At 70.9% G+C, this 20,630-nt stretch carries 13 protein-coding genes and 1 pseudogene; 7 read left to right on the top strand and 7 right to left on the bottom strand.

Translation table 11 applies throughout. The annotated features are described in order from the left end of the window. Positions 1-57: 57 nt before the first annotated feature. The gene (locus ACWD3H_RS04075) at positions 58-1,572 is read right to left on the bottom strand and encodes a phytoene desaturase family protein (protein WP_451953951.1); all 1,515 of its coding nucleotides are present in this window, start codon (positions 1,570-1,572) and stop codon (positions 58-60) included. Then, on the bottom strand, positions 1,553-2,512 hold the full coding sequence (locus ACWD3H_RS04070; protein ID WP_355554780.1) for a LysR family transcriptional regulator: 960 nt from the start codon (positions 2,510-2,512) through the stop codon (positions 1,553-1,555). The genes ACWD3H_RS04075 and ACWD3H_RS04070 overlap by 20 nt, the downstream gene beginning before the upstream one ends. A 178-nt stretch (positions 2,513-2,690) precedes the next feature. On the opposite strand from ACWD3H_RS04070, the gene ACWD3H_RS04065 reads away from it, so the two are divergent. The 5 genes and pseudogenes from ACWD3H_RS04065 to ACWD3H_RS04045 all read left to right on the top strand — a co-directional run. Beyond that, positions 2,691-3,662 carry a YeiH family protein gene (locus ACWD3H_RS04065; RefSeq protein WP_451953950.1) on the top strand — a complete coding sequence of 324 codons (972 nt, stop codon included), beginning with the start codon at positions 2,691-2,693 and terminating at the stop codon, positions 3,660-3,662. A 123-nt stretch (positions 3,663-3,785) separates the two neighbouring features. Beyond that, positions 3,786-4,724 carry a pseudouridine-5'-phosphate glycosidase gene (locus tag ACWD3H_RS04060; protein ID WP_451953949.1) on the top strand — a complete coding sequence of 313 codons (939 nt, stop codon included), beginning with the start codon at positions 3,786-3,788 and terminating at the stop codon, positions 4,722-4,724. A 7-nt stretch (positions 4,725-4,731) separates the two neighbouring features. Continuing rightward, positions 4,732-5,682: a carbohydrate kinase family protein gene (locus tag ACWD3H_RS04055; RefSeq protein ID WP_355554786.1), complete on the top strand. Its 951-nt coding sequence runs from the start codon at positions 4,732-4,734 to the stop codon at positions 5,680-5,682. 64 nt (positions 5,683-5,746) lie between these two features. Further along, positions 5,747-7,465: a hypothetical protein gene (locus ACWD3H_RS04050; protein ID WP_451953948.1), complete on the top strand. Its 1,719-nt coding sequence runs from the start codon at positions 5,747-5,749 to the stop codon at positions 7,463-7,465. Positions 7,466-7,917: 452 nt separating this feature from the next. Next, positions 7,918-9,111 (top strand): annotated as a pseudogene (locus ACWD3H_RS04045) (MFS transporter); the annotation flags it as partial. A gap of 91 nt (positions 9,112-9,202) precedes the next feature. Here ACWD3H_RS04045 and ACWD3H_RS04040 read toward each other — a convergent pair. From ACWD3H_RS04040 to ACWD3H_RS04030, 3 genes are all read right to left on the bottom strand, one after another. After that, positions 9,203-11,224 (bottom strand): nSTAND1 domain-containing NTPase, encoded by a 2,022-nt coding sequence (locus ACWD3H_RS04040; RefSeq protein ID WP_451953947.1) that lies wholly within the window; start codon positions 11,222-11,224, stop codon positions 9,203-9,205. Next, the gene (locus ACWD3H_RS04035) at positions 11,221-12,111 is read right to left on the bottom strand and encodes an SIR2 family NAD-dependent protein deacylase (protein ID WP_245651495.1); all 891 of its coding nucleotides are present in this window, start codon (positions 12,109-12,111) and stop codon (positions 11,221-11,223) included. Before ACWD3H_RS04035 ends, ACWD3H_RS04040 begins: the two co-directional genes overlap by 4 nt. A 210-nt stretch (positions 12,112-12,321) precedes the next feature. After that, on the bottom strand, positions 12,322-12,480 hold the full coding sequence (locus ACWD3H_RS04030) for a hypothetical protein (protein WP_343977558.1): 159 nt from the start codon (positions 12,478-12,480) through the stop codon (positions 12,322-12,324). A 201-nt stretch (positions 12,481-12,681) separates the two neighbouring features. Between ACWD3H_RS04030 and fxsT the strand changes: the two genes are divergently transcribed. Next, positions 12,682-15,213: an FxSxx-COOH system tetratricopeptide repeat protein gene (gene fxsT, locus ACWD3H_RS04025; RefSeq protein ID WP_451953946.1), complete on the top strand. Its 2,532-nt coding sequence runs from the start codon at positions 12,682-12,684 to the stop codon at positions 15,211-15,213. Between the two features lie 11 nt (positions 15,214-15,224). Here the strand turns inward: fxsT and ACWD3H_RS04020 are convergent, their stop codons facing one another. Both ACWD3H_RS04020 and ACWD3H_RS04015 read right to left on the bottom strand, forming a co-directional pair. Continuing rightward, positions 15,225-16,529 carry an HEXXH motif domain-containing protein gene (locus ACWD3H_RS04020; protein ID WP_451953945.1) on the bottom strand — a complete coding sequence of 435 codons (1,305 nt, stop codon included), beginning with the start codon at positions 16,527-16,529 and terminating at the stop codon, positions 15,225-15,227. Then, a complete protein-coding gene (locus tag ACWD3H_RS04015; protein WP_451935883.1) occupies positions 16,526-17,803 on the bottom strand; it encodes an FxsB family cyclophane-forming radical SAM/SPASM peptide maturase in 1,278 nt (425 codons plus the stop codon). The genes ACWD3H_RS04020 and ACWD3H_RS04015 overlap by 4 nt, the downstream gene beginning before the upstream one ends. 199 nt (positions 17,804-18,002) lie before the next feature. Between ACWD3H_RS04015 and ACWD3H_RS04010 the strand changes: the two genes are divergently transcribed. Beyond that, the gene (locus tag ACWD3H_RS04010; protein ID WP_451954146.1) at positions 18,003-20,477 is read left to right on the top strand and encodes an FxsB family cyclophane-forming radical SAM/SPASM peptide maturase; all 2,475 of its coding nucleotides are present in this window, start codon (positions 18,003-18,005) and stop codon (positions 20,475-20,477) included. Positions 20,478-20,630 lie beyond the last annotated feature (153 nt).

Raw genomic sequence — 20,630 nt, 5'->3', positions numbered from 1 at the left:
GCTCATCATGAGAACCCGATGAACACCTCCGGCCACCTTCGCCCAGGCCGGACGGGCTCAGGTGAGCAGCGCCATGGCGGCGTTGTGGCCGGGGATGCCGCTGACGCCACCGCCGCGCCTGGCACCCGCGCCGCAGAGCAGGACGCGCTCGAGGTCGGTCTCCACGCCCCAGCGCCCCGGCTCCCCGTACGGCCAGGACAGGTCGCGGTGGAAGATGTGGCCACCCGGCAGTCCCGCCTCGGTCTCCAGGTCGACCGGGGTCTTGGCCTCCAGGCAGAGACCGCCGTCCGGGGCGCGCAGCAGGCAGTCCTCAAGGGGCTCCGCGAGCACCTGGTTCATCGAGGCGAGCGTGGCGCGCAGCGCGGCCTCGCGCGCCCCGTCCGGGTCGTCACGGAACAGCCTGGCCGGCATGTGCAGGCCGAACAGCGTCATCGTGTGGGCTCCGGCCTCCCGCAACCCCTGGCCGAGGATGGAGGGGTCGGTCAGCGAGTGACAGTAGACCTCGGCCGGGGGCAGCGTGGGGATCCGCCCGGCCGACGCCTCCGCGAACGCGCGGGCGAGCTGGTCGCGGCCCTCGTTGATGTGGAACGTGCCGCTGAACGCGGCCTCGGGGTCCACCGCGGGGTCCTTCAGCCGGGGCAGCCGCGACAGCACCATGTTGACCTTGAGCTGGGCGCCCTCGGGGGCGGGCTCGGCGCCGCCGAGGAGCCGGGCGAGCACGGCGGGCGGCACGTTGGCCAGCACCCGCTCGCCCACCACCGTGTGCTCCCCGCCCGCGTCGCGGAAGACGACCTCGCCCGAGGCGTCGACCGCGAGGACCTCGGCACCGGTCAGGATCTCCGCCCCCGCGGCGCGGGCGGCGTCGGCGAGCGCGCCGGAGACCGCGCCCATGCCGCCGACGGGGACGTTCCAGTCGCCGGTCCCGTCGCCGATCACGTGGTAGAGCAGGCACCGGTTGGCCGACAGGCCCGGGTCCGAGGGGTCGGCGAAGGTGCCGATGAGGGCGTCGGTGAGGACCACCCCGCGTACGGTGTCGTCGGCGAACCGCTCGTCCACCACCTCACCGATCGGCCGCTCGAACAGGTCGCGCCACGCCTCGTCGCCAACGAGGCGCCGCATCGCCGCACGGTCGACGAGAGGCTCCAGCAGTGTCGGCGCGACCCTGCCGGCCACGTCGGCGGTCATCCCGTAGAAGCGCCGCCACGCGTCCAGCTCACCGGTGCCCCCGGTGACCCGGGTGAAGGAGGCGGCGGTCCGCGCGGCGTCGCCGTTGTCGACCAGCAGCCCGCTCTCCCCCACCGGCGTGTACGAGGCGTAACGGCGCCGGCGCAGCGTGACGTTGAGCCCCAGGTCGGCCACGACCTTGGCGGGCAGCAGGCTGACCAGGTACGAGTAGCGCGAGAGCCGCGCGTCGACGCCGGGGAACGCCCGCGCCGACACGGCGAGACCACCGACGTGGTCGAGGCGCTCCAGGACGAGGACGCGCCGGCCCGCGCGGGCGAGGTAGGCGGCGGCGACCAGGCCGTTGTGGCCGCCTCCGACGATCACTGCTTCATAGCGAGAGCGGAGCACGAGACTTCCCTGTGGGTTGAGGGGACGGTGGAGCCGAGGGCTCCGGCCGCCCGGCGGCGGAGAGGGTGATTCTCAGCAGGGTGGCGGCGGGGCCGCTGGGGGTGCGACCTCGACGCCAGACCGCCCGCAGGCGGCGCGCGAGGTCGATGTCCTTGGTGGGCACCTCGATCAGGCGGCCGGTGGCCAGCTCGGCCTCCACAGCGTAGCCACTGAGCACGGCGGGGGCCGCACCCTCGCGGGCGGCCCCCTTGACCGCCGCGTTGGAACCGAGCTCCAGCTTCGGGGAGGCGACGGCGTAGCCGGTCAGCGCGACGTCCAGCGTCTCGCGGGTGCCCGACCCCCGCTCCCGCACGACCAGCGGGGTGGCGGCCAGCTCGGCGGCGCGCAGCGGGGTACGGCGGCGCGCCCATGGATGGCCCGGCGCGACCACCACCACGAGCCGGTCCGTGGCCACCACCCGCGACACCAGCCCCGACGGCACCGAGGGCCCCTCCACGAAGCCGAGCTCGATCTCACCGCCGATCAGCTTCGCCACCTCCGCCGAGTTCTGCACGTCCAGGCCGACCTGTACCTGGGGCTCACGGTTCTGGAGCTCTCCCAGCCAGCGCGGCAGCAGATACTCGGCCACGGTCATGCTGGCGGCGATGTGCAGGTGGGCGGCCCGGCCGTGCCGTACCGCCTCCACCCCCCTCATGAGCTCCTCGGCCGCCGCCAGCACCTGCGCGGCCCAGGCCGAGACCATCGCGCCCTGCGGGGTGAGGACGGAGCCGCGCGGGGTGCGTTCCAGCAGTTCCAGCCCAAGACGTCGTTCCAGCAGCGAGATGCGCTTGCTCACCGACGGCTGCGCGACGCCCGCCGCCCTGGCTGCCTGACCGAGGCTGCCCAGGCGTTCCACATCGACGAGCAGGCGCAGGGATTCGATGTCGGGCAGCTCACTCATAGCCCCAGGCTATGACCTACCAGCAAGACGACGGGTACCGGCCCCGCCGGGCCACGCCGACACTCGGACAATGCCCCCCTCCCCGCCCGCCCGTTCATCGGGACCTACCCGGCACTCCCCCCCGGCGCCCGCTGCGACGGGGCGGGCACCGGCGACGACATCGGGGCTCGGGACGCTCGTGCCCGGGCTCGGGGCGGTGGCCGTCGCGGTGCTGCTGGCCACGGCCATCGCCCGGATCGTTCCCGAGGTGAGCGCCGCCGTGATCGCGGTGGCGCTCGGGGTCGCGCTCACCAACCTCGGCGGCCTGCACCGTTCGCTGGCCCCCGGGCTGAGGTTCGTCTCCCGCCGGGTGCTCCGCCTGGCGATCGTGCTGCTCGGGCTGCAGATCGCGCTGCCGGAACTGCTGGCGCTCGGCTGGCCGGTGCTGGCGGTGGTCGCGGCGGGGACCGGTGTCACGTTCGCGGCGACGCGGTGGATCGGAGGCCTGGTCGGGGTGAGCCCGCGCAGGTCCCTGCTGATCGCGACCGGCGTGTCCGTCTGCGGGGCGGCGGCCGTGGCCGCCATGCACGAGGTCGCGGGAAGCGACGACGACGACGTGGCGGCCGCGGTCGGCGTGGTCGTCCTGTACGGCAGCGCCTCGATCGTCGCGCTGCCACTGCTCGCGGGATCGCTGGGCCTGACACCGCACCAACTGGGCATCTGGGCCGGCGCCTCGGTTCACGAGGTCGCACAGGTCGCGGCCATCGGCGCGGCGGCCGGAGCGGGGGTTCTGGTGAGCGCGGTGGCCGTCAAGCTGGCCCGGGTGGTGCTGCTGGCCCCGATCGTCGGCCTCACCTCCGCCGCCCTGCGCCGTACCTCGACGGAACCCCCCGGGACCGGGCGGGCGGCGGGCCGGCCGCCGGTGCTGCCGCTGTTCGTCGCCGGGTTCGTCGTGGCCGTGGCGGCGCGGAGCCTGGGCGCGGTACCGCCCGAGGTCATCCGGGCCGTCCCCGGGCTGACGGCGACGCTGCTCGCCGCGGCGCTCTTCGCCCTGGGCACCGGTGTCGATCTCCGAAAGCTCGTGCGGGGCGGGCGGTCGCTGCTCCTGGGCGGGATCTCCACGGCCATCATCGGCGGGATCTCACTGATCGGAACCCTACTCATTAGCTGATCTTTAGGTGGACGTCTCCCGGCAACCGCCGTAACGTGCTCTTTTTGGGGAAGACGGTGTCGTTTACACCGTTCCAAAAGCAAGCAATGATTACGACCTCGGACAAGGAGACAGAACCAGCTCATGCGTACCACCCGACAGTCCCTCGCCGGCATGCCGAGCCCCTCGAGTGAGGTGGCCGAGGCGCTGGAGCAGGGCGCCCCGATCGTGGCCCTGGAATCCACGATCATCTCGCACGGCCTGCCCCAGCCCCGCAACCTCGAGGTCGCGCTGGAGCTGGAGCAGCTCGTCCGCGAGGCCGGGGCGGTACCGGCGACGATCGCGGTACTGGACGGGGTGGCGCGCATCGGTCTCGACAAGAGCCAGCTGGAGCGCATCGCCGGCGAGCCCGGGCTTCGCAAGCTGGGCTTCCGCGATCTGCCCGCCGCCGCCGCGCTCGGGGCGAGCGGGGCGACCACGGTCTCCGCCACCTCGTTCCTGGCCGCCAGGGCGGGCATCCGGATCTTCGCCACCGGCGGTCTCGGCGGTGTGCACCGCGGATGGACCGACAGCCAGGACGAGTCGGCCGACCTCGACATGCTGAGCCGGACCCGCATCACCGTGGTCTGCGCGGGCGTGAAGTCGATCCTGGACGTCGGGGCCACCCTGCAGCGGCTGGAGACCCGTAGCGTCACGGTCGCGGGGTTCCGTACCGACGAGTTCCCCGGCTTCTACCTGCACACCTCTGGCGAGCCGATCGACTGGCGGATCGAGACCCCGGCCGAGGCCGCGGACATCATGCGGGCCCAGGACGCGCTGGGCGGTCCGGAGAGCGCGCTGATCGTCGCCAACCCGGTGCCGCTGTCGGAGCAGCTCGACCCCGAACTGCACGACCGGGTGCTCGCCGAGGCTCTCGCGGCCGCCGAAGAACAGAAGGTCACCGGCCAGGCCATCACCCCGTTCCTCCTGGGTTACCTGGTACGCGGCACCGCCGGAGCCTCACTCGAGGCGAACCTGGCCGCGGTGCGGGGCAACGTCCGCCTCGCCGGGCAGATCGCGGCCTCCTGGAGCCGGGGAAACTGAGGAAACCATGACCGGAACGGGTCTACTGGTCATCGGCGACGTGGTGACCGACGTCGTCGCGCTGCACGGCGGGTCGGCCAGAAGCGGCCTGGCCGTCGGCACGGACACCGCCGCCGACATCGTGCTGCGTCCCGGCGGCTCGGGGGCCAACACGGCCTCCTGGGCCGCCCGGCTGGGCGCCGACACCCGCATCCTGACCCGGGTCGGCTTCGACACCGCCGACTGGCACGCCGCCGAGCTGCGGCGCTTCGGGGTACGGCCGCACCTGCGGGTCGACCCCGACCGGCCGACGGCCGTGGTGATCGCCATGGTCGACGTGACCGGGGAGCGTTCCATGCTCACCAACCGGGGCGCGGGCGGGCACATCGGCACGGGCGACTGGGACGAGAGCCTGCTGGAGGGGGTGGGCCACCTCCACCTGTCCGGATACACGCTGTTCGCCGAGCCGGGGCTCCAGCTTTCCCGGCTGGCCATGGCCGAGGCGTCCCGGCGCGGCGTCTCGATCAGCGTGGACCCCGCCTCGACCGGATTCCTGCGCTCGTTCGGCGCCGAGCGGTTCATCCAGGAGACCCTGACCGCCCAGCTGATCATCCCCAATCTGGACGAGGCGCTGCTGCTCACCCGCGAGACCTCGGCCGAGGGCGCGGCGGAGATCCTGAGCCTGCGCTACGGCGCGGCGGCGGTGAAACTCGGCTCCCGCGGCGCGCTGATGGCCAGGAACGGAAAGTTGGCCGCCCGGGTTCCCGCACTCACCACCGAGGTGATTGACTCCATTGGAGCGGGGGACGCGTTCGCCGCGGGGTTGCTCACGGCCCTGCTGAGCGGGGCCGACGACGAGGCCGCGCTGGACGCCGGACGCCGTGCCGGAGCGGAGGCCGTGACGGTCCTGGGGGGCCGCCCACGTATCCTTCCGTCGGAGTTGGGTACGAACGAGCTTTACCCTCTTAACACCAATTGATAGCTTGCGGCGTAAGCTGCACCATTAGCCACACGCGTCACTTTGGGGAGGTTGCGGTCCGCCGATGGATGCCGAGTCATCGATCTGCCTGAGTGATCTGGTCCCAGCCCTGCGCTGGAGCCGTCCCCAGCAAGTCGCCGAAGCCCTGGCCGACCCCCGGCTGCCCGCCGGCTGGTGGTCCTCGGTCACCCTGCCCAAGGCCCTCGGCTCCGCCGGGCTCGACTGGGTCTGCGACAGGCTGGCCCGGCTCTCGCTGTCGCGCTGGGACCACCTTCCGCTGAGCGACGTGCTGCCCGCCCTGCACGTGCACACGGTCGACCCCACCCTGCCGGGCTGGCCGGAGCCCGCGCGCCTGGCCATCACCGGGCTGGGCGGCTGGAGTCGCCTGCGTCGCCTGACCGCGGGAGACCTGAGCGGGCCCGCGATGCCCGCCTCTCCCGAGGTCCTGGTCACCGCCATGTTCCGCGAGGTGCTCAGCCGTACCCCGGGGCTCGCCGAACAGGCCGTGCCGGCCGCCCAGGCTCAGTCCCCGGCACAGGAACAGGCCCCCGCGCAGGTGCCCGCGCCACCGATCCCGGCCCAGCCGCCCGCGCCACCGATCCCGGCCCAGCCGCCCGCGCCACCGGTCCCGGCCCAGCCGCCCGCGCCGCAGGAGCAGCGCCAGTCGCCGGCCCCGGAGCCGGTCGCCCCCGCCGCCGAACCCCCCGCCGCCAAACCTCCGGTGCGCCTCAGCGACTATCCGCTGGTGCGCCTGGTGGACAACATGTTCCGCGACTGGAGCCCGCTGGAGCGCGCGGTCGCCGTGGAACGGCTCTTCGCGGTCGACCCGATCAGCCTGCGCGCGCTCGCGCACAAGCTGAACGCCGACCGCGACGCGCTCTCCGCGGCCCAGCGCACCGCCGAGGAACGCATCCTGCTCTGGCTGCGCTCCTCGGAGTCCGCACCGCTGACCGGGCACATGTTCGGGCTGACCGAGTGGCTGGGCGCCGCCGCCACCAAGGACCAGCTCATCGGCGCGGACCCCGCGCACCCGATCGAGGTCCCCACCCTCCAGACCCCGCTCTGGCGGGTGCTGGTCACGCTCATGCCCGATCGGCGGCTCCAGGACGACTGGCTCGTCGTGGGCGATCTGGGCGGCCTGCGCGACCGGACCCGCCAGCTCCTGGCGAACAAGCCGATCGACGCCGACGCGGTCGCGCTCATGGAGCACCAGCTCGGCATCCGGGCCCACTCGGCCCAGGCCTGGCTGGACGCCCTGGCCGCGAGCGGGCAGGAGACGCCTGCCCAGGAGGCCGCCGCCGAGGCGACCAGGCAGCTGCCTCGCCGCACTCCGGGGGCCAACGGCCACCACCACCGCGGCGGCCAGCCGATACCGCAGGTGAACACCGGCAGCATCGATCCCCGCGCCGCCCTGGCCACGCTGTCGGCCCTGTCCGGCGGTAACACCCGGCCGCACCTGATCACCAGCCAGCGGGCTCCGCTCCACCCGCCCGCGAGCCCGTCGGCCGACCCGAGCCGCTGGCAGCGCATCGAGGTGACCAGCGACCACCTGCGGGGCGGTCCCGTGGCCGTGCCCGAGGGGTACGCCACCCGGCTGGGCATGCGTCCCGGCACGCTGCTTTCGGTCACCGGCCCCGGTGACAACGCGGTGGTCCTGGTCTGGCGGGACCACCCTGTCTTCGACTCCCTGCAACCCGTCCTGATGCGCCTGAACGCCCGGCCGGGCGACCAGGTCTACGTCACCGTGGACGGCTACCGCCTGGACGCCCAGCTGCCCGCCTGAACTTCCGGCCCCCTCGGAGTGATTTCCGCCCCCGGGAACCGGCCGTCCGCGGCGACCGAAACCGGCATAGGCGGCCCCCACCCCCGGGGGCCGCTCACCGGTCGCGTCGATTCGGCCACCGAGCGCCGTCGACGACCTGTAATTTCCACCAAGGATTCCGAAACGTCCCCTTTCTCGGCACGGGAATGACCGACCTTTCCCGGCTGCTCTTTTTCGGCGCTATGCTTTTGGGACTCAAGTGACTTAGCGACACCGCTGGGGCCCGTTTCCCTGAAACGGGCTCTCGTTGTTGTTGAATCCTGCGACTTTTCGTAAGGAAACGCCATCTGGTGGGAGTCGGGATAGCTCTATCCTCCGTCGCCTTGTGAAGTGTCCCCAGGGACGCGGATGGGGACGGCGGGCGGCTAAGTCGTGATAAGGCCAGGGATTAGAGAGCGACTTCGAACTAGCCGATGAGAAAATTCGCCCGGGTCTGGCTGGGACTGACGTTCTCCACCGTGGGATCACGAGCCGTGAGCGTCGCCTATCCCCTCCTGGCACTGGCCTTGACCGGATCTCCGGTGCAGGCGGGCTGGACCAGCTTCGCCCTGACGTTTCCGGTCCTGATCTTCTACATTCCGGCGGGCGTCCTGGCCGACCGGGTGAACCCGCGCTCGCTCATGCTCCTCACCGAGACCCTGCGGGGGCTGGCCGTCTTCAGCGTGTTCCTCGCACTCGCCCTCGACTGGCCGTCGCTCCCGCACCTACTGGTGGCGGCCTTCCTGGAGGGCACGCTGTGGGTCGTCTACTCGCTGGCGGAGACGGCCTTGATCTCGTCCCTCGTCCCGAGGGACCAGGTCTCCGTCGCGATGGCCAGGAGCGAGACGATCTCGCACGTCGCGGTGCTGGCGGGCAGGCCACTGGGCGGGTGGCTTTTCGGGATCATGCAGGTGGCGTCCTTCGCGGTGAACTCCGCGCTGTTCTTCCTGGCGCTGCTGTCCCCGCTGAGCGTGGCGGGCGGAGGGAGAGGGCGCCGGCCTCGGTCGCACACGATCCGCGAGATCGCCGGCGGGCTCGTCGACGGGCTCAGAAGCCTGGCGGGACGGCACCTGCTGCGAGAGATCGCCGACGGCTTCAACGAACTGGCGAGGCACCCGTTCCTGCGCAAGGCCATGGCCCTGACCATGGTCACCAATCTGATGGTCAACGCGCTCATCATGATCTTCATTGCCGGGTCGGCGAACCTGCCCTCCTACGAGGTCGGCCTGGTACTGGCCGCCGGGGGGATGGGCGGGGTGGCGGGATCGAGCCTGGCTCCCTACCTCAAGCTCAAGCCGAGGAACTCCACGCTCTTCGCCCAGCTGTGGATCTGGGTGCTGGCGCTCCTCATCGCGGCGTACGGTGCCGGGCCGATCTTCTTCGGGCTCGCGATACTGCTGACCGGGTGCACCGGGGCGCTCAGCAACGTGGCCATCAGGACCTTCGAGGTCGACACCGTCGACAAGGGCAAGCTCGGGCGGGTGATGAGCGTGCACCGGCTCGTCACGTACAGCGCCGTGTGCGTCGCGGCCCCCCTCGGCGGGACCCTGGTCGCCGTGGCGGGCGTCCGGATGGCGGCCGTCATCCTGGCCGGCCTGATGTTCTGTGTCGCCCTGGTGGTGACGCTCGTGGCACTGCTGAACCTCCATAGGCGGCTCGGCCTCGCCGGGACGGCCAGGGAGGCCCGGGCGACCGGGGCCCACGCGGCCACGCGGGCGCTCACGACGTGGCGACCAACCGAGCCGCTTCGGCCGCGAGATGGGCAGGGAGGGTGGGCGCCCTCGCCGTCCCCGCCCTCCGGGCCAGATCGGCCGCCGCCGAGGCGTCGCCGGCCAGAGCCTCGATCCGGGCGGCATACAGCAGCACCGGACCGTGATCTCCCACCTCGGTCAGCACAGCCCTGATCTCCCGCCTCGCCTCGGGGAAGCGCCCCAGCAGGGCCAGCGCGAGGGCGTGGGCGGCCCGGGTGGAGGGCCACTGCAGCGGTCTGACCCGGTCGAGGTCGCGCAACGCCGCTTCCGCCTGGCCGAGCCCGGCGAGGATCTCGCCCCGCGCCCGCAACGCCTCGGTGAGGTTTCCCTCCCTTCCCAGAACGTCGTTGAGAACGTCACGTGCCGCATCGGGATGGCCGTCGTACCAGAGTGCCCAGGCGAGCTCGGTCTGGATGCTCATGTCGTTGGGGACGCGGCGTATCGCCGAGTACAGCTCCCGCACCGCGACCGAGGGGCGCCCCTGGGCCAGCCGCAGCCGGCCGATCCCGGCGAGAAGGCCGCCGACGGCCGAGGTCGCCCCCAGCGTCTCGAAGAGGACCGCGGCGGTGCGGTAGTGCGACACGGCCTTCTCGAAGTCCTCCCGCCGGTGCGCCACGTTGCCGAGAAAGGACTCGATCTCCGCGCGGATCCTGGTGTTGTCGCCACACCGCTCCAGAGCCTCCTCGGCCTGTTTGGCGGCCAGCGCGAACTCCCCGTCGCGGAACGAGAGCTCGGCGGCCCGCAGGTAGTCGTCGGGAAGGGCCCGGCTCTCGGCCTGCACGACGAGGCGGTCGTTCTGCAGGATCGGCTGGATGAGACGCTCGTGCGACAGCTCGCACCAGCGCGTGCCCGCCTTGATGTCCTCACGCAGGATGTGGCGGTCCACCAGTGCCCTGACCACCGCGTTCGGCATGCCGGCGGTGACGGTCTCCCCCTGGTAGACGACCTCGCGGGTGCCGAGTTCGGTGATGAAGCAGCGGCGCAGCCAGCTCCTGAGCTCGGCGACGTCGTCTCCGAAGTGGTCGTGGGCCACCTCGGTGATCATTCGCTCGGAGAAGTCGGTGAGGGAACGATCGGCGTTGGCGAACCTGCGGACGTGGTCCGAGGAGATGACCCGCACGTCCTCGGGCAGGGAATGCCACATGGCCGAGCACACGACCTGCAACTGGACGGGCTCGACCACCTTGGCGTCGGCGACGACCTCCTCGCCCAGCGCCCTGCCGACCCTGATCATGCGGAGGTCGTCCACCAGGCCACGCGCCGCGCCCGGGGCGAACGAGCGTCCCGTTCCCTCCAGCGGGCCCTCGGTCGCCCGGACCGCGGCGCCCGTGTCAAGGGCGGTCAGGGAGAAACGGCTCCTGGCCATGCCCGCCAGCTTCGGCTCGTGGGGAAGGATCGCGGCGAGGTAGTCCTCGCGGATCGAGATGAGAAGACGCAGGTTCGGGTCGTCGTCCAGCGCCTCGACGAGCTGGCCGATGAACCATTCCCGGTACGGCTGGCGGTGGGCGAAGTCCCCGAAGAGCTCCTCGGCCTGGTCGATCGCGGCCAGGGTGAGGACCGGGTCGCCGTAGGGGTCCTGGCGCGGCGGGCGCCGGCTGAGGAACTCACGGATCGTCAGCCCCGCCAGCCGGGTGGGCGTCTCGGTGGGAGACCACGACGACAGCAGCGCGAACACGTGCGGGTTGTGCCGGGAGAGCGCGGCCGAGGGGAAGGGCGAGCCGTGCGACACCCTGCCTATCGGCAGGACGTCGGTCCTGCCGGTGTCCAGCAGTGGGAGCACGCCCGCCTGGATCAGCGAGGTCTTGCCCACGCCCGACGGCCCGTACAGCACGGTCAGGCGCCCGGCCTGCCACAGGTCGGAGACCTCGTGCGCCTCCCTGTCGCGGCCGAAGAACTTGGCTCGGTCCTCGCGGCGGAAGGCCCGCAGGCCGACGTACGGCCGGCCGGCCGCGTCCGGCCGGACAAGGTCGGAGGTCACATCAGAGGTCACGGCACCGGTCCCATCCGCCGGCGCAGCTCACGGCAGAACTCCTCCGCCGTCCCCCAGAAGATGGAGATCCGCCAGTCTTCGTAGTATCTGGCCAGCTGACGCTGGACTTCCAGCACGTCCGCCTTCGTGCTGGCGAGCGAGGGGGCGAGCTGGACGCTCACGTGCCTGCGGCGGTTGATTCCGGGAACGGCTTTCAACAACCCATGGAAAAGCACGCGAAATGTCCAGTCCTGCAGGCTGTATCCGATGAACAGCAGGGGTCTCCTGGTCAGCGCCGCGAGAATGGAGGTGGGCAGCATCCGCTGGCCGCCCGCGACACCGTCCACGGCGAGGTTGGTGAGAAACTCCAGATAGTCGTCCTCCGCCAGCACTATCGACGCCGGATCCTGCAGGCTGCCGTGCAGGTGATAGATGAGCGGGGCCTCGGGCCTGGGATTCCAGCCCGCCTCGCTGCTGAACAGATCCTCGGCGTAGGCCAGTCCTTTGTTCCATGGACAGACGGCCACATTCGGTCTTTTTCCCACGGCTTCGAGTGAGCGCAGGATGAAGTCGTCGTAGTTTGTCGTCAGATATACCGGAAGTGGGAAGCTCGCGAGCAGACCGTGCGGTTCGAGGGGGTCGAGGAAGTCAGGCGCGCCCCCGGCGTCGAGCTCGTCGCAGATCCGCCTCTTCACATATACCGAATCCCCATATCGCATCACCGCGAACTGCGTCACCCGCGGGAGATCATGGTCGTCGTCGAACGGATAGTCCCATCGGCGCGCCATGTCGCGGCTCAGCGCGGTCCCGGTCGGCAGAGTGCCCACGCACGCCCCGGACCCCAGGAACGGCGTGCAGTCCCCGCTGTTCAACTGGTCGAGCAGGCGTTCCCACTCGGCCTCCCCCATGTCATGCACGCAGGGCACCACCTCACGGGCAAGAGATCCAATCGGATCATGGACTCGATGCCGTACGACTCTATTGGCATGGTCAATCCCTCCGGCGAGGGAAGGCACCTCTTGTCCCGCCGACGCTTGTCCCGACGGCACGCCCGGAGCAGCCGAATGATTCACGATCACCTTTCTGCCGTGACCCGTGTGAAACGGCAGGGTGACCGTTCAGATCGAGCTGGTGAATCCGGCCGTCGGCTCCGCCGTCTCCAGAAACAGCGGCTCCAGCGCCCTCCGCAGGGAGTGGTCCTCGATCTCACCGAGCATCTCCAGGGAGAGGCCTCCAAGGTCGACGAAAATGTTTGATCTTGAGCCGTCATCGCGCATACGTGCTCCCCTTACATCGCTCCGGATCCGGCCTCGACCACCGCCCGGGTTTGGGACGTCCTAAAAAATGTGAAACGACGTCCCTTTCGAAAGTATCCAGGCCGCTTTCTTCTTACTATGCGATTCTGTAATACCCCACTCGCCGAATCAACCTTTAGGATGACCGTACGATCCCTTTGGCTAAAAAAACGGAGGCCCGAGGTGGTGGAGCTTTCACACGCGGCGAACACGGTGCCGGAACGGCAGCCCGAGGTCTGGGAGAAGGTGCCGCCCCGCAACAGGAACTTCACCGGGCGGGACGACCTGCTTGTCAGGCTTCGCCAGGGCATCAGCACCGTCACCGCCGTCGTGCCCCAGCCCCAGGCACTGCAGGGGTGGGGCGGTGTCGGCAAAACACACCTGGCCATCGAGTACGCCCACCGCTACCGGTCGCACTACGACCTCGTCTGGTGGATCCCCGCCGACCAGCGCGTGCTGGTGCCGTCCGCGCTGGCTGCGATGGCCCCCCATCTGGGGCTGCCTCCCGCCTCCGCCACCGGTGTCGAGGAGGCCGCCGAGTCCGTGCGCAGGACGCTGCAGAACGGCAACCCCTACCGCCGCTGGCTGCTGATCTTCGACAACGCCGAGGATCCGGGACAGGTCGAGGAGTTCATCCCGCGCGGGCCGGGTCACGTCCTGATCACCTCGCGCAACCCCAAGTGGGAGGACCACTTCGAGACCCTCCAGGTCGACGTCTTCACCCGCGAGGAGAGCGTGGCGTTCCTGAAGAAACGCCTGCGCCGGGAGGTTCCCGACGACGACGCCTCGCGGCTGGCCGAGCAGCTCGGCGACCTCCCGCTGGCTCTGGAGCAGGCCGGCGCGCTGCAGTACGAGACCGGCATGTCCGTCGACGAGTACCTGGAGCAGCTCGGCGAGCAGGCGAACAGGCTGCTGGGCGTCAACAGGGCGCCGGGGTATCCGCTGTCGATGACGGCGGCCTGGAAGGTGTCGGTGTCGCTCCTGCAGGACCGCCTCCCCGAGGCCATCACACTCCTGCGATGCTGTGCCTTCTTCGGCCCCGAGCCCATTCCGCGCGACGTCTTCCGCAGGGGCAACAAGGCCGTCGTTCCCCGGCTCAGCAAGATCCTTTCTGATCCGATCCTGCTCGCCACGGCGCTGAGCGAGCTGAGACGCTTCGCCCTGGCCAGGATCGAGCCCACCACCCGCACGATCCAGGTTCACCGGCTGATCCAGGCGCTGCTCCGTGACGACCTGCCGGAAGAGGATCAGACGGAGATCCGGCACGAGGTGCACGTGCTGCTGGCCGGCAGCGCCCCGAACGACCCCGACGAGACCGACAGGTGGCGCAGCTTCGAGGAGTTGGTCGCGCACGTCACCCCCTCCGGTCTGGAGGAGTGCACGGACCCCGCGGCCAGGCAGTTCGCCCTCAACGTGGTCCGCTACCTGTACATGTCGGGCAACTACCAGTCGGCCCACTCCTTCCTCACCAGCTTCATCCGGAGATGGACCGAGGTCAGCGGGCCGAAGCACCTGGACGTGCTCGTCGCGCACCGGCACCTGGGCAATGTCCTGCGGGCGCTCGGCCAGTACGCCGCGGCGTACGAGGTCGACCACCAGACCCTCGACGACATGCGCGCCATCCTCGGCCCCGACCACCGCGAGACGCTCCTGACGACCAACGGGTACGGGGCCTCCCTGCGGGCCCGTGGTGACTTCGCCGCCGCCCGCAAGCTGGACGGTGAGTCCCGGGACGCCCACATCGCCAACCGGGGCCCCAGCGACCCCGCCACGTTGCGCGTGCTCAACAGCCTGGCCCTCGACTACGCGCTGACCAGTGACTACAAGGCGGCACGACGGCTGCACCAGGAGACGTACCTGGAGATGAGCGACGCGATGGGGGGCATCGGCAAGAGCACCCTGCTGCTGTCCTGGAACGGCCTGGCCAGGGCGGTACGGCTCTGCGGCGACTACACCGAGGCCTGCGACCTGGGCGAGGAGGCCTACGCCTACGGCGTCCAGGAGCTGACGCTCGACCATCACTTCACCCTGCTGACGGCCAAGGACCTGTCGATCGCCAAGCGCCGGGCCGGAGAGGTCTCCGAGGCGCTGGAGCTCGCGCGTGACACGCACACCCGGCTCCAGCGGCTCTTCGGAGACGAGCACGCCGACACGATGGCGGCCGCGATCAACCTGTCCAACTCCCTGCGGGTGACCGGTGACCTCGACGAGGCGTTCGCGATAGCGAACAGGACGGTCGCGCTGTATCCCCGGGTGTTCGGCGAGGAGCACCCCTACGGCTTCGCCTGCGGCGGTAACCTGGCGATCCTGCACCGCCTGCGCGGCGAGGTCGAGACGGCCCGCCGGCTGAACGAGCAGGCGGTGCGCGGCCTGATCTCCAAGGTCGGCAGGGAGCACCACTACCCGCTGACGTGCGCCATCAGCCTCCAGACGGACCTGGCGATCCTGGGAGAGTTCACCCAGGCGTGCGAGCTCGGCAGGGAGACGCTGGACAGGCTGCGGAAGCTCTTCGGCGAGAACCACTTCCTGAGCCTGGCCTGCGCCGGCAACCTCGTCCTCGACCTGAGAGCCGCCGGCGCGGAGAAGGAGGCCGAGCTGCTGTACCACGACACGATGCGGCAGTATGAGCGCCCCCTGGAGGCCGGCCACCCCGACGCCATCCTCGCGAGCGAGGGCCGGCGCATCGACTGCGACTTCGACCCCCCGCCGATCTGATCACGCCGGGGTCAGGTGTTGCGCCTCCGCCAGGCGTCGAGGTGCTGCTCCGCCTCGCGGAGGGCCTGTGCCTCCGCGAGGTCGTCCACCGGTTCGGCGGCGCACTCTTCGAGGGTTCTCCTCATGCAGGCCACGAACTCCTCTCCGCGCTCGTTCAGGCTCCCGCTGGCCAGCAGCGTGCCGGTGACCTGGTAGGCGCCCCGCCTCCACCGGGCGAGCTCCACGCGTGCCCGGAACGCCTCGGCGTCCCGCTCGAACCTGTGCTGCCTCCGCCAGAACTCCGCCACCCCGAGATAGGCGTACGAACCCTGCAGCAGCCCGTAGGCGGGGCGCGGGTCATCCCGCCAGGGCGCGTAGTAGCGTCTGCCGTCGTCCGGCAGGGTCAGCGGGATCACGTCGGTCAGCGCCGTGAGCTTCGCGTGCTGGATCTCGTGCGCGAGCGTGGCGGCGAGCCCCAGGCCGTGCCACGGGTCGGACATCGCGACGGTCCCGAACGCCTCGCGGGTGGAAGCGCTGTTCTGCCCCCTGTCCGGCGCCTTGACGGGGGTGAGCACCGACACCGTGGAGCTCACCTCCTCCGCCACCTGCCGGTGGTGGGCGGTCAGGACGCGCCACGCGTCGTCCAGGTGCGCCCGCCACGCGCGGAGCCGCTCGCGGCCGAGCCGCGGCTCGGTGACCTCTTCCACGGGCCACCGGTACGGATCGAGGTCGTCGACGACCAGATCGAACCCCGGGATCACCGACCAGCCGTACAGCGCCTGCCAGCCGGGCCGGTCGCCCGGGGGGTCGACGCGGACCGTCAGGCCGCCGGCGTCGAGTTCGGCGCCGTCCCCGTCCGGCCGCACCTCGACGTCGACCGTGGCCGGCGCACCGGCGGGGAGAGTGAGGCGCCCCAGGGACGGCAGCATGATCGTGCCGTCGCGGACGGGCAGCCGGACCCGGCACCGGACCCGGGCCCGCACCGCGACCACCACGGCCAGTGCGCCCAGCTGCGCGGGATCGTCGCGGCTGTCATCCCCGCTCCGCAGGGACCGGCAGGTCCGCCACGCCCACGCCCCCACCGCCGGATACCTCAGCAGGCGCTCGACCTCCTCGTCCGCCTGCCCCTCCAGATCGGCCAGCAGGCCGTAGGCGCGCATCGCCAGGGCGGCACCGGGATGCCCGGCCGACCGCGCCTCGCCGACGACACCTCGCACCAGCACCCTGTTCCTGGCGCGCTGCGCGGCCCGCAGCTCGGCCACGGCGCCGGCACCGCCCTCACCTGCCGCCAGCGTGAGAAACGTCTTGTCGGACACCTGCTGCGAACCGTGCCTCATCGGCTTCCCTTCAGCCTGGCGACATCCCGCGCGAGCCGGGTGCGGATGTGGGTGATCAGCCGGTACAGGTCGGGGCAGTAGACCGAAGGTCCCAGAAAGCCGGCGGCCTCGCTGTATCTGTGCGCGTACAGCCCGCCGCCGCAGACCGAGTGGATGTCACAGGCCAGGCAGACCGGTGCCAGCCCGAGCTCGCCGATCTGCCTGGCGGCCATGGACGGGTGGGTGAGCGCGGCGTCGAACGAGTCGCGGAGCAGGTGCAGGCGGGTCGCGGCCGCCCCGTGGTAACTGGACTTCAGGATGTCCGACTGCTCGATGCTGCCGTCGGTCTCCACCACGGCCATCCGGGCGGGTGAGAGTCCCACGGTCTCGCTGCGCGAGGCGCCTCCCGTCAGCAGGCGCATGATCTCGCGGAACAGCCGGACCTCCGTCTGGTCGGCGGCCGATCCGTACCAGCGGTCGAAGATCGGGATGAGCCAGTCGGCGTACGGCGTCACCCCCGCCTCCGGAACGCGGAAGGGCGGCGGGGTGGACCAGTTGCCGTGCGGGAGCAGGAAGTCGACGGCCGGGGGATCGAACTCCAGAAGCGCCTCGTAGGTCGCCAGCGGATCGTTGCGGACGTCGACGGTGCACAGCAGGCCGCTGAACAGGTGGTGGAAGGGACCGCCGGTCAGCCTGCGGAGCGAGGCCGCCACCTTCGCGTGACTTCCCCTGCCGTCCGCGTGGCGCCGGTGCCGGTCGTGACCCTCCGCGTAGCCGTCCAGGCTCACCCCGACCCGGATCTCCAGGCTGTCGAAGAGCCGCAGATAGCTCTCGTCCAGGCGCAGCCCGTTGGTCTGCACACCGACGTGGACGCGGGTACCGACGTCGGCGGCGGCCCCCCTGATGGTGCGCACCGCGTAGGAGATGAGATCCGGCCCGGCCAGAAGGGGCTCACCGCCGTGCAGAACGACCTCCACCTCGGCCAGCTCGTGGGTGAGCGCGTGCTCGGCTATGCGCTTCGCCGTGCGGTCGACGATCGCCTCCGACATGCGCCTCGGCTGTGCCCTCCAGGACTGGTCCGCCATCTCGTAGACGTAGCAGTGGCGACAGGCGAGGTCGCACCTGCTGTGGATCTTCAAGATGAACTGCCGGAAAGCCGCCGGTCGCCACCCTGATTCCAGCAATCCCCTGACATCGAGCGTCGCCGGGAACACGCTTCTGGGTGACGGGATTATAGGGTCAAGTTTCTCAGGCAAACGCGGCACACCTCTCTTGCGCCATTTCCTATCTGGCATGAGTTTGCCCAAATAGTCAAGTTCCAGGCTTACAAACAGTGGTCTCCACGACATGACCGAAGGGTTTCATCCGTCTCTGGAACGGCGGCCGGCCATCATCTATCGTGGAAGCATCTTTCGGGCATCACATAACGTGGTCTCATCAGGGGGCTGATCAGCGGTGCGCGAGTGGCCGTCGACTCTCGACATCGGCAGGCTGATGGCCGACGGCTGGAGACCGACACCGTTCCGGCAGTTCATCCTGAAGATCCACAGCAGGTGCGATCTCGCCTGCAAATATTGCTATATGTACGAAATGGCCGATTCGTCGTGGCTGACACGCCCGAAACAAATGTCACGGGAGACCGTCGCCGCCACCGCCGCGAGAATCGCCGAGCACGCCCACCGTCACGGCCTGCGCGACATCGAGATCATCCTGCACGGGGGCGAGCCACTGCTCGCCGGCCCCGAGGCGATCCGCGAGATCGTCACCCGGATCCGTTCGGCGGCCGCCGGCACCCGGGTCAGGGCCAGCCTGCAGACCAACGGGCTACGCCTGGACGAGAGCTACCTGCGACTCCTCGACGACCTGGACGTCCGGGTCGGGGTGAGCCTCGACGGTGACGAGACGATGCACGACCGCAGCCGCAGGCGCGCAGGCGGCCGCGGCAGCCATGCCGAGGTGTCCCGAGCCCTCCGGCTGCTGACCTCGCCCACCTTCAGGCATCTCTTCAGCGGCCTGCTGTGCACCGTCGACCTCAGAAACGACCCGATCGGGGTCTACGAGGCGCTCCTCGCCTTCGATCCCCCGGCCGTCGACTTCCTGCTCCCGCACGGCAACTGGTCGGCGCCCCCGACCGGCCGGCTCCCCCACGAGGAGACGACACCGTACGCGGACTGGCTCATCCCGATCTTCGACCGGTGGTACGGCGCGGCGCGCAGGCCCACCCGGGTCCGGCTGTTCGGCGAGATCATCCACGTGCTGCTCGGCGGGTCGTCGTCGAGCGAGCAGATAGGCCTGTCCCCCGCGGGGATGGTGGTGGTGGAGACCGACGGCGGCATCGAGCAGTCGGACGTGCTGAAGTCGGCCTACCAGGGAGCCCCCGAGACCGGGCTGCACGTGACACGTGACTCCTTCGACGACGCCCTGCTCCTTCCCTCGATCGCCGCCCGCCAGATCGGCGAACTGGCCCTGTGCCCCACCTGCCGGGCCTGCCCGGTGTCACGGATCTGCGGAGGAGGGTTGTACGCCCACCGCTACCGCTCCGGCCATGGTTTCGCCAACCCCTCCGTCTACTCCCCCGACCTGCTCCGACTCATCGAGCACGTCAAGAGCACTGTCGAGGCCGATCTGTCGGCTCGATCGAAACGACGGGGAAGGGACACGATGAACCTGCGTGAGCACCGGATCACGGCCGGGGTGTTCTCCAAGCTCGCCGCCGGCGGTGGCGGCGCCGCCGCGGTCGCCAAGCTCTCCGCGGCGCAGCACAGCAAGCACGTGCTTCTCGTACGGGGGGTGCTGGAGGCCGCGCGCGCGAACGGCCACCCGGACGCCGCCGTCACCCGCCGTGCCTACGACCTGCTCGCCACGGTACAGCGCCGTCATCCCGGCGCCGTCGGCACCGTTCTGCGCCATCCCTCGGTGGGCGCCTGGGCGCGGCGGACAATCAAGATGCTCGACGCTCACGCCGAGGACGCGGCACCGGGGCAGCTCGCCGCGCTCGCCGCCGCGGCGGCGATCCGTTCGGGCACGGCCTGCGACATCGACGTGCCCGCGGTGGAGGGGGTCGTCACGCTGCCCTCTCTGGGCCAGGCGGTCCTGTCGCCGACCGTCTCGTGGGCCACGGTGGAGTGTGCCGAGGGCGGTGCCGAGGTCACCGCGGACGGGGTCATCGTCACCGTCCCGCGCGACCCGGGCCGGGACGCTCCCGGGTGGAGAGGCCTGCGATCGCTCTCCACCGAGGTGGACGGCGTGCCGCTCCACCTGGTCATCGACGACCTCGACCCGTACCGGATGCCGGAGACCACGAACATCGGCGGGCGTCTGACCGAGGCCGAGACCGAGCGCTGGCAGTCGACGCTGGAGGGAGCCTGGCATCTGCTGGTGCGCCACCACCGCGCCGTGGCCGATGAGGTCGTCACGGCGATCACGGTCCTCACCCCGCTGGTCGCCCCGGCCCGGGGCCAGTCGAGCTCGACATCCGGCGAGACGTACGGCTGCGTGGCCCTGTCGACGCCGCCGGACGCCGCCACGTTCGCGGTCACCCTGACCCACGAGACGCAGCACGCGAAACTCTCGGCCCTGCTCGACCTGGTCCCCCTGACCCTTCCCGACGACGGCAGGCGCTACTACGCTCCCTGGCGTGATGATCCCCGTCCCGTTCCCGGCCTGCTCCAGGGGGCCTACGCCTTCCTGGGCGTGGCCGGCTTCTGGATGCGCCAGCGCCACCTGGAGACCGGGGCCGAGGCCCTGCGCGCGAGCTCGGAGTTCTTCCGCTGGCGCGAGGCGGCTCACCTGGTGACCGGCACCCTGCTCGGCAGTGGGCGACTGACCCCGGCCGGCGAGAACTTCGCGACCGGAATGGCCCTGTGCCTGGACCGCTGGGCACAGGAGAGTGTGCCGGCCCGCGCCCGGGCCCTGGGCCGCGCACGCGCCGACGACCACTACGCGCGCTGGCTCGAACGCAACGGTTAGGCCCTGCCCACCGGATCCTGCCGTGGCGGGTGCCGGTCGGGCGGCGAGACGCCGCCCCCGCTGGGTGACGTCGCCCCGGTCGTCGTCCCCGGCCAGGGCGAAGGTGGAGTAACCGTGGCCGAGCAGGTGGGTGGTGAGCGCCTCGGCCGACGC

The sequence above is a fragment of the Streptosporangium sp. NPDC002607 genome, assembly GCF_053592655.1.
The sequence above is the reverse complement of the archived record's forward strand: the minus strand, read 5'-3'. Positions and strand labels throughout refer to the sequence as shown.

Coding starts and splice junctions, on each gene's coding strand:
- ACWD3H_RS04070 (WP_355554780.1), bottom strand. CDS start 2,512: ATGAGTGAGCTGCCCGACATCGAATCCCTGCGCCTGCTCGTCGATGTG.
- ACWD3H_RS04060 (WP_451953949.1), top strand. CDS start 3,786: ATGCGTACCACCCGACAGTCCCTCGCCGGCATGCCGAGCCCCTCGAGT.
- ACWD3H_RS04055 (WP_355554786.1), top strand. CDS start 4,732: ATGACCGGAACGGGTCTACTGGTCATCGGCGACGTGGTGACCGACGTC.
- ACWD3H_RS04050 (WP_451953948.1), top strand. CDS start 5,747: ATGGATGCCGAGTCATCGATCTGCCTGAGTGATCTGGTCCCAGCCCTG.
- ACWD3H_RS04035 (WP_245651495.1), bottom strand. CDS start 12,111: ATGGGGGAGGCCGAGTGGGAACGCCTGCTCGACCAGTTGAACAGCGGG.
- ACWD3H_RS04030 (WP_343977558.1), bottom strand. CDS start 12,480: ATGCGCGATGACGGCTCAAGATCAAACATTTTCGTCGACCTTGGAGGC.
- ACWD3H_RS04020 (WP_451953945.1), bottom strand. CDS start 16,529: ATGAGGCACGGTTCGCAGCAGGTGTCCGACAAGACGTTTCTCACGCTG.
- ACWD3H_RS04015 (WP_451935883.1), bottom strand. CDS start 17,803: ATGCCAGATAGGAAATGGCGCAAGAGAGGTGTGCCGCGTTTGCCTGAG.
- ACWD3H_RS04010 (WP_451954146.1), top strand. CDS start 18,003: ATGGCCGACGGCTGGAGACCGACACCGTTCCGGCAGTTCATCCTGAAG.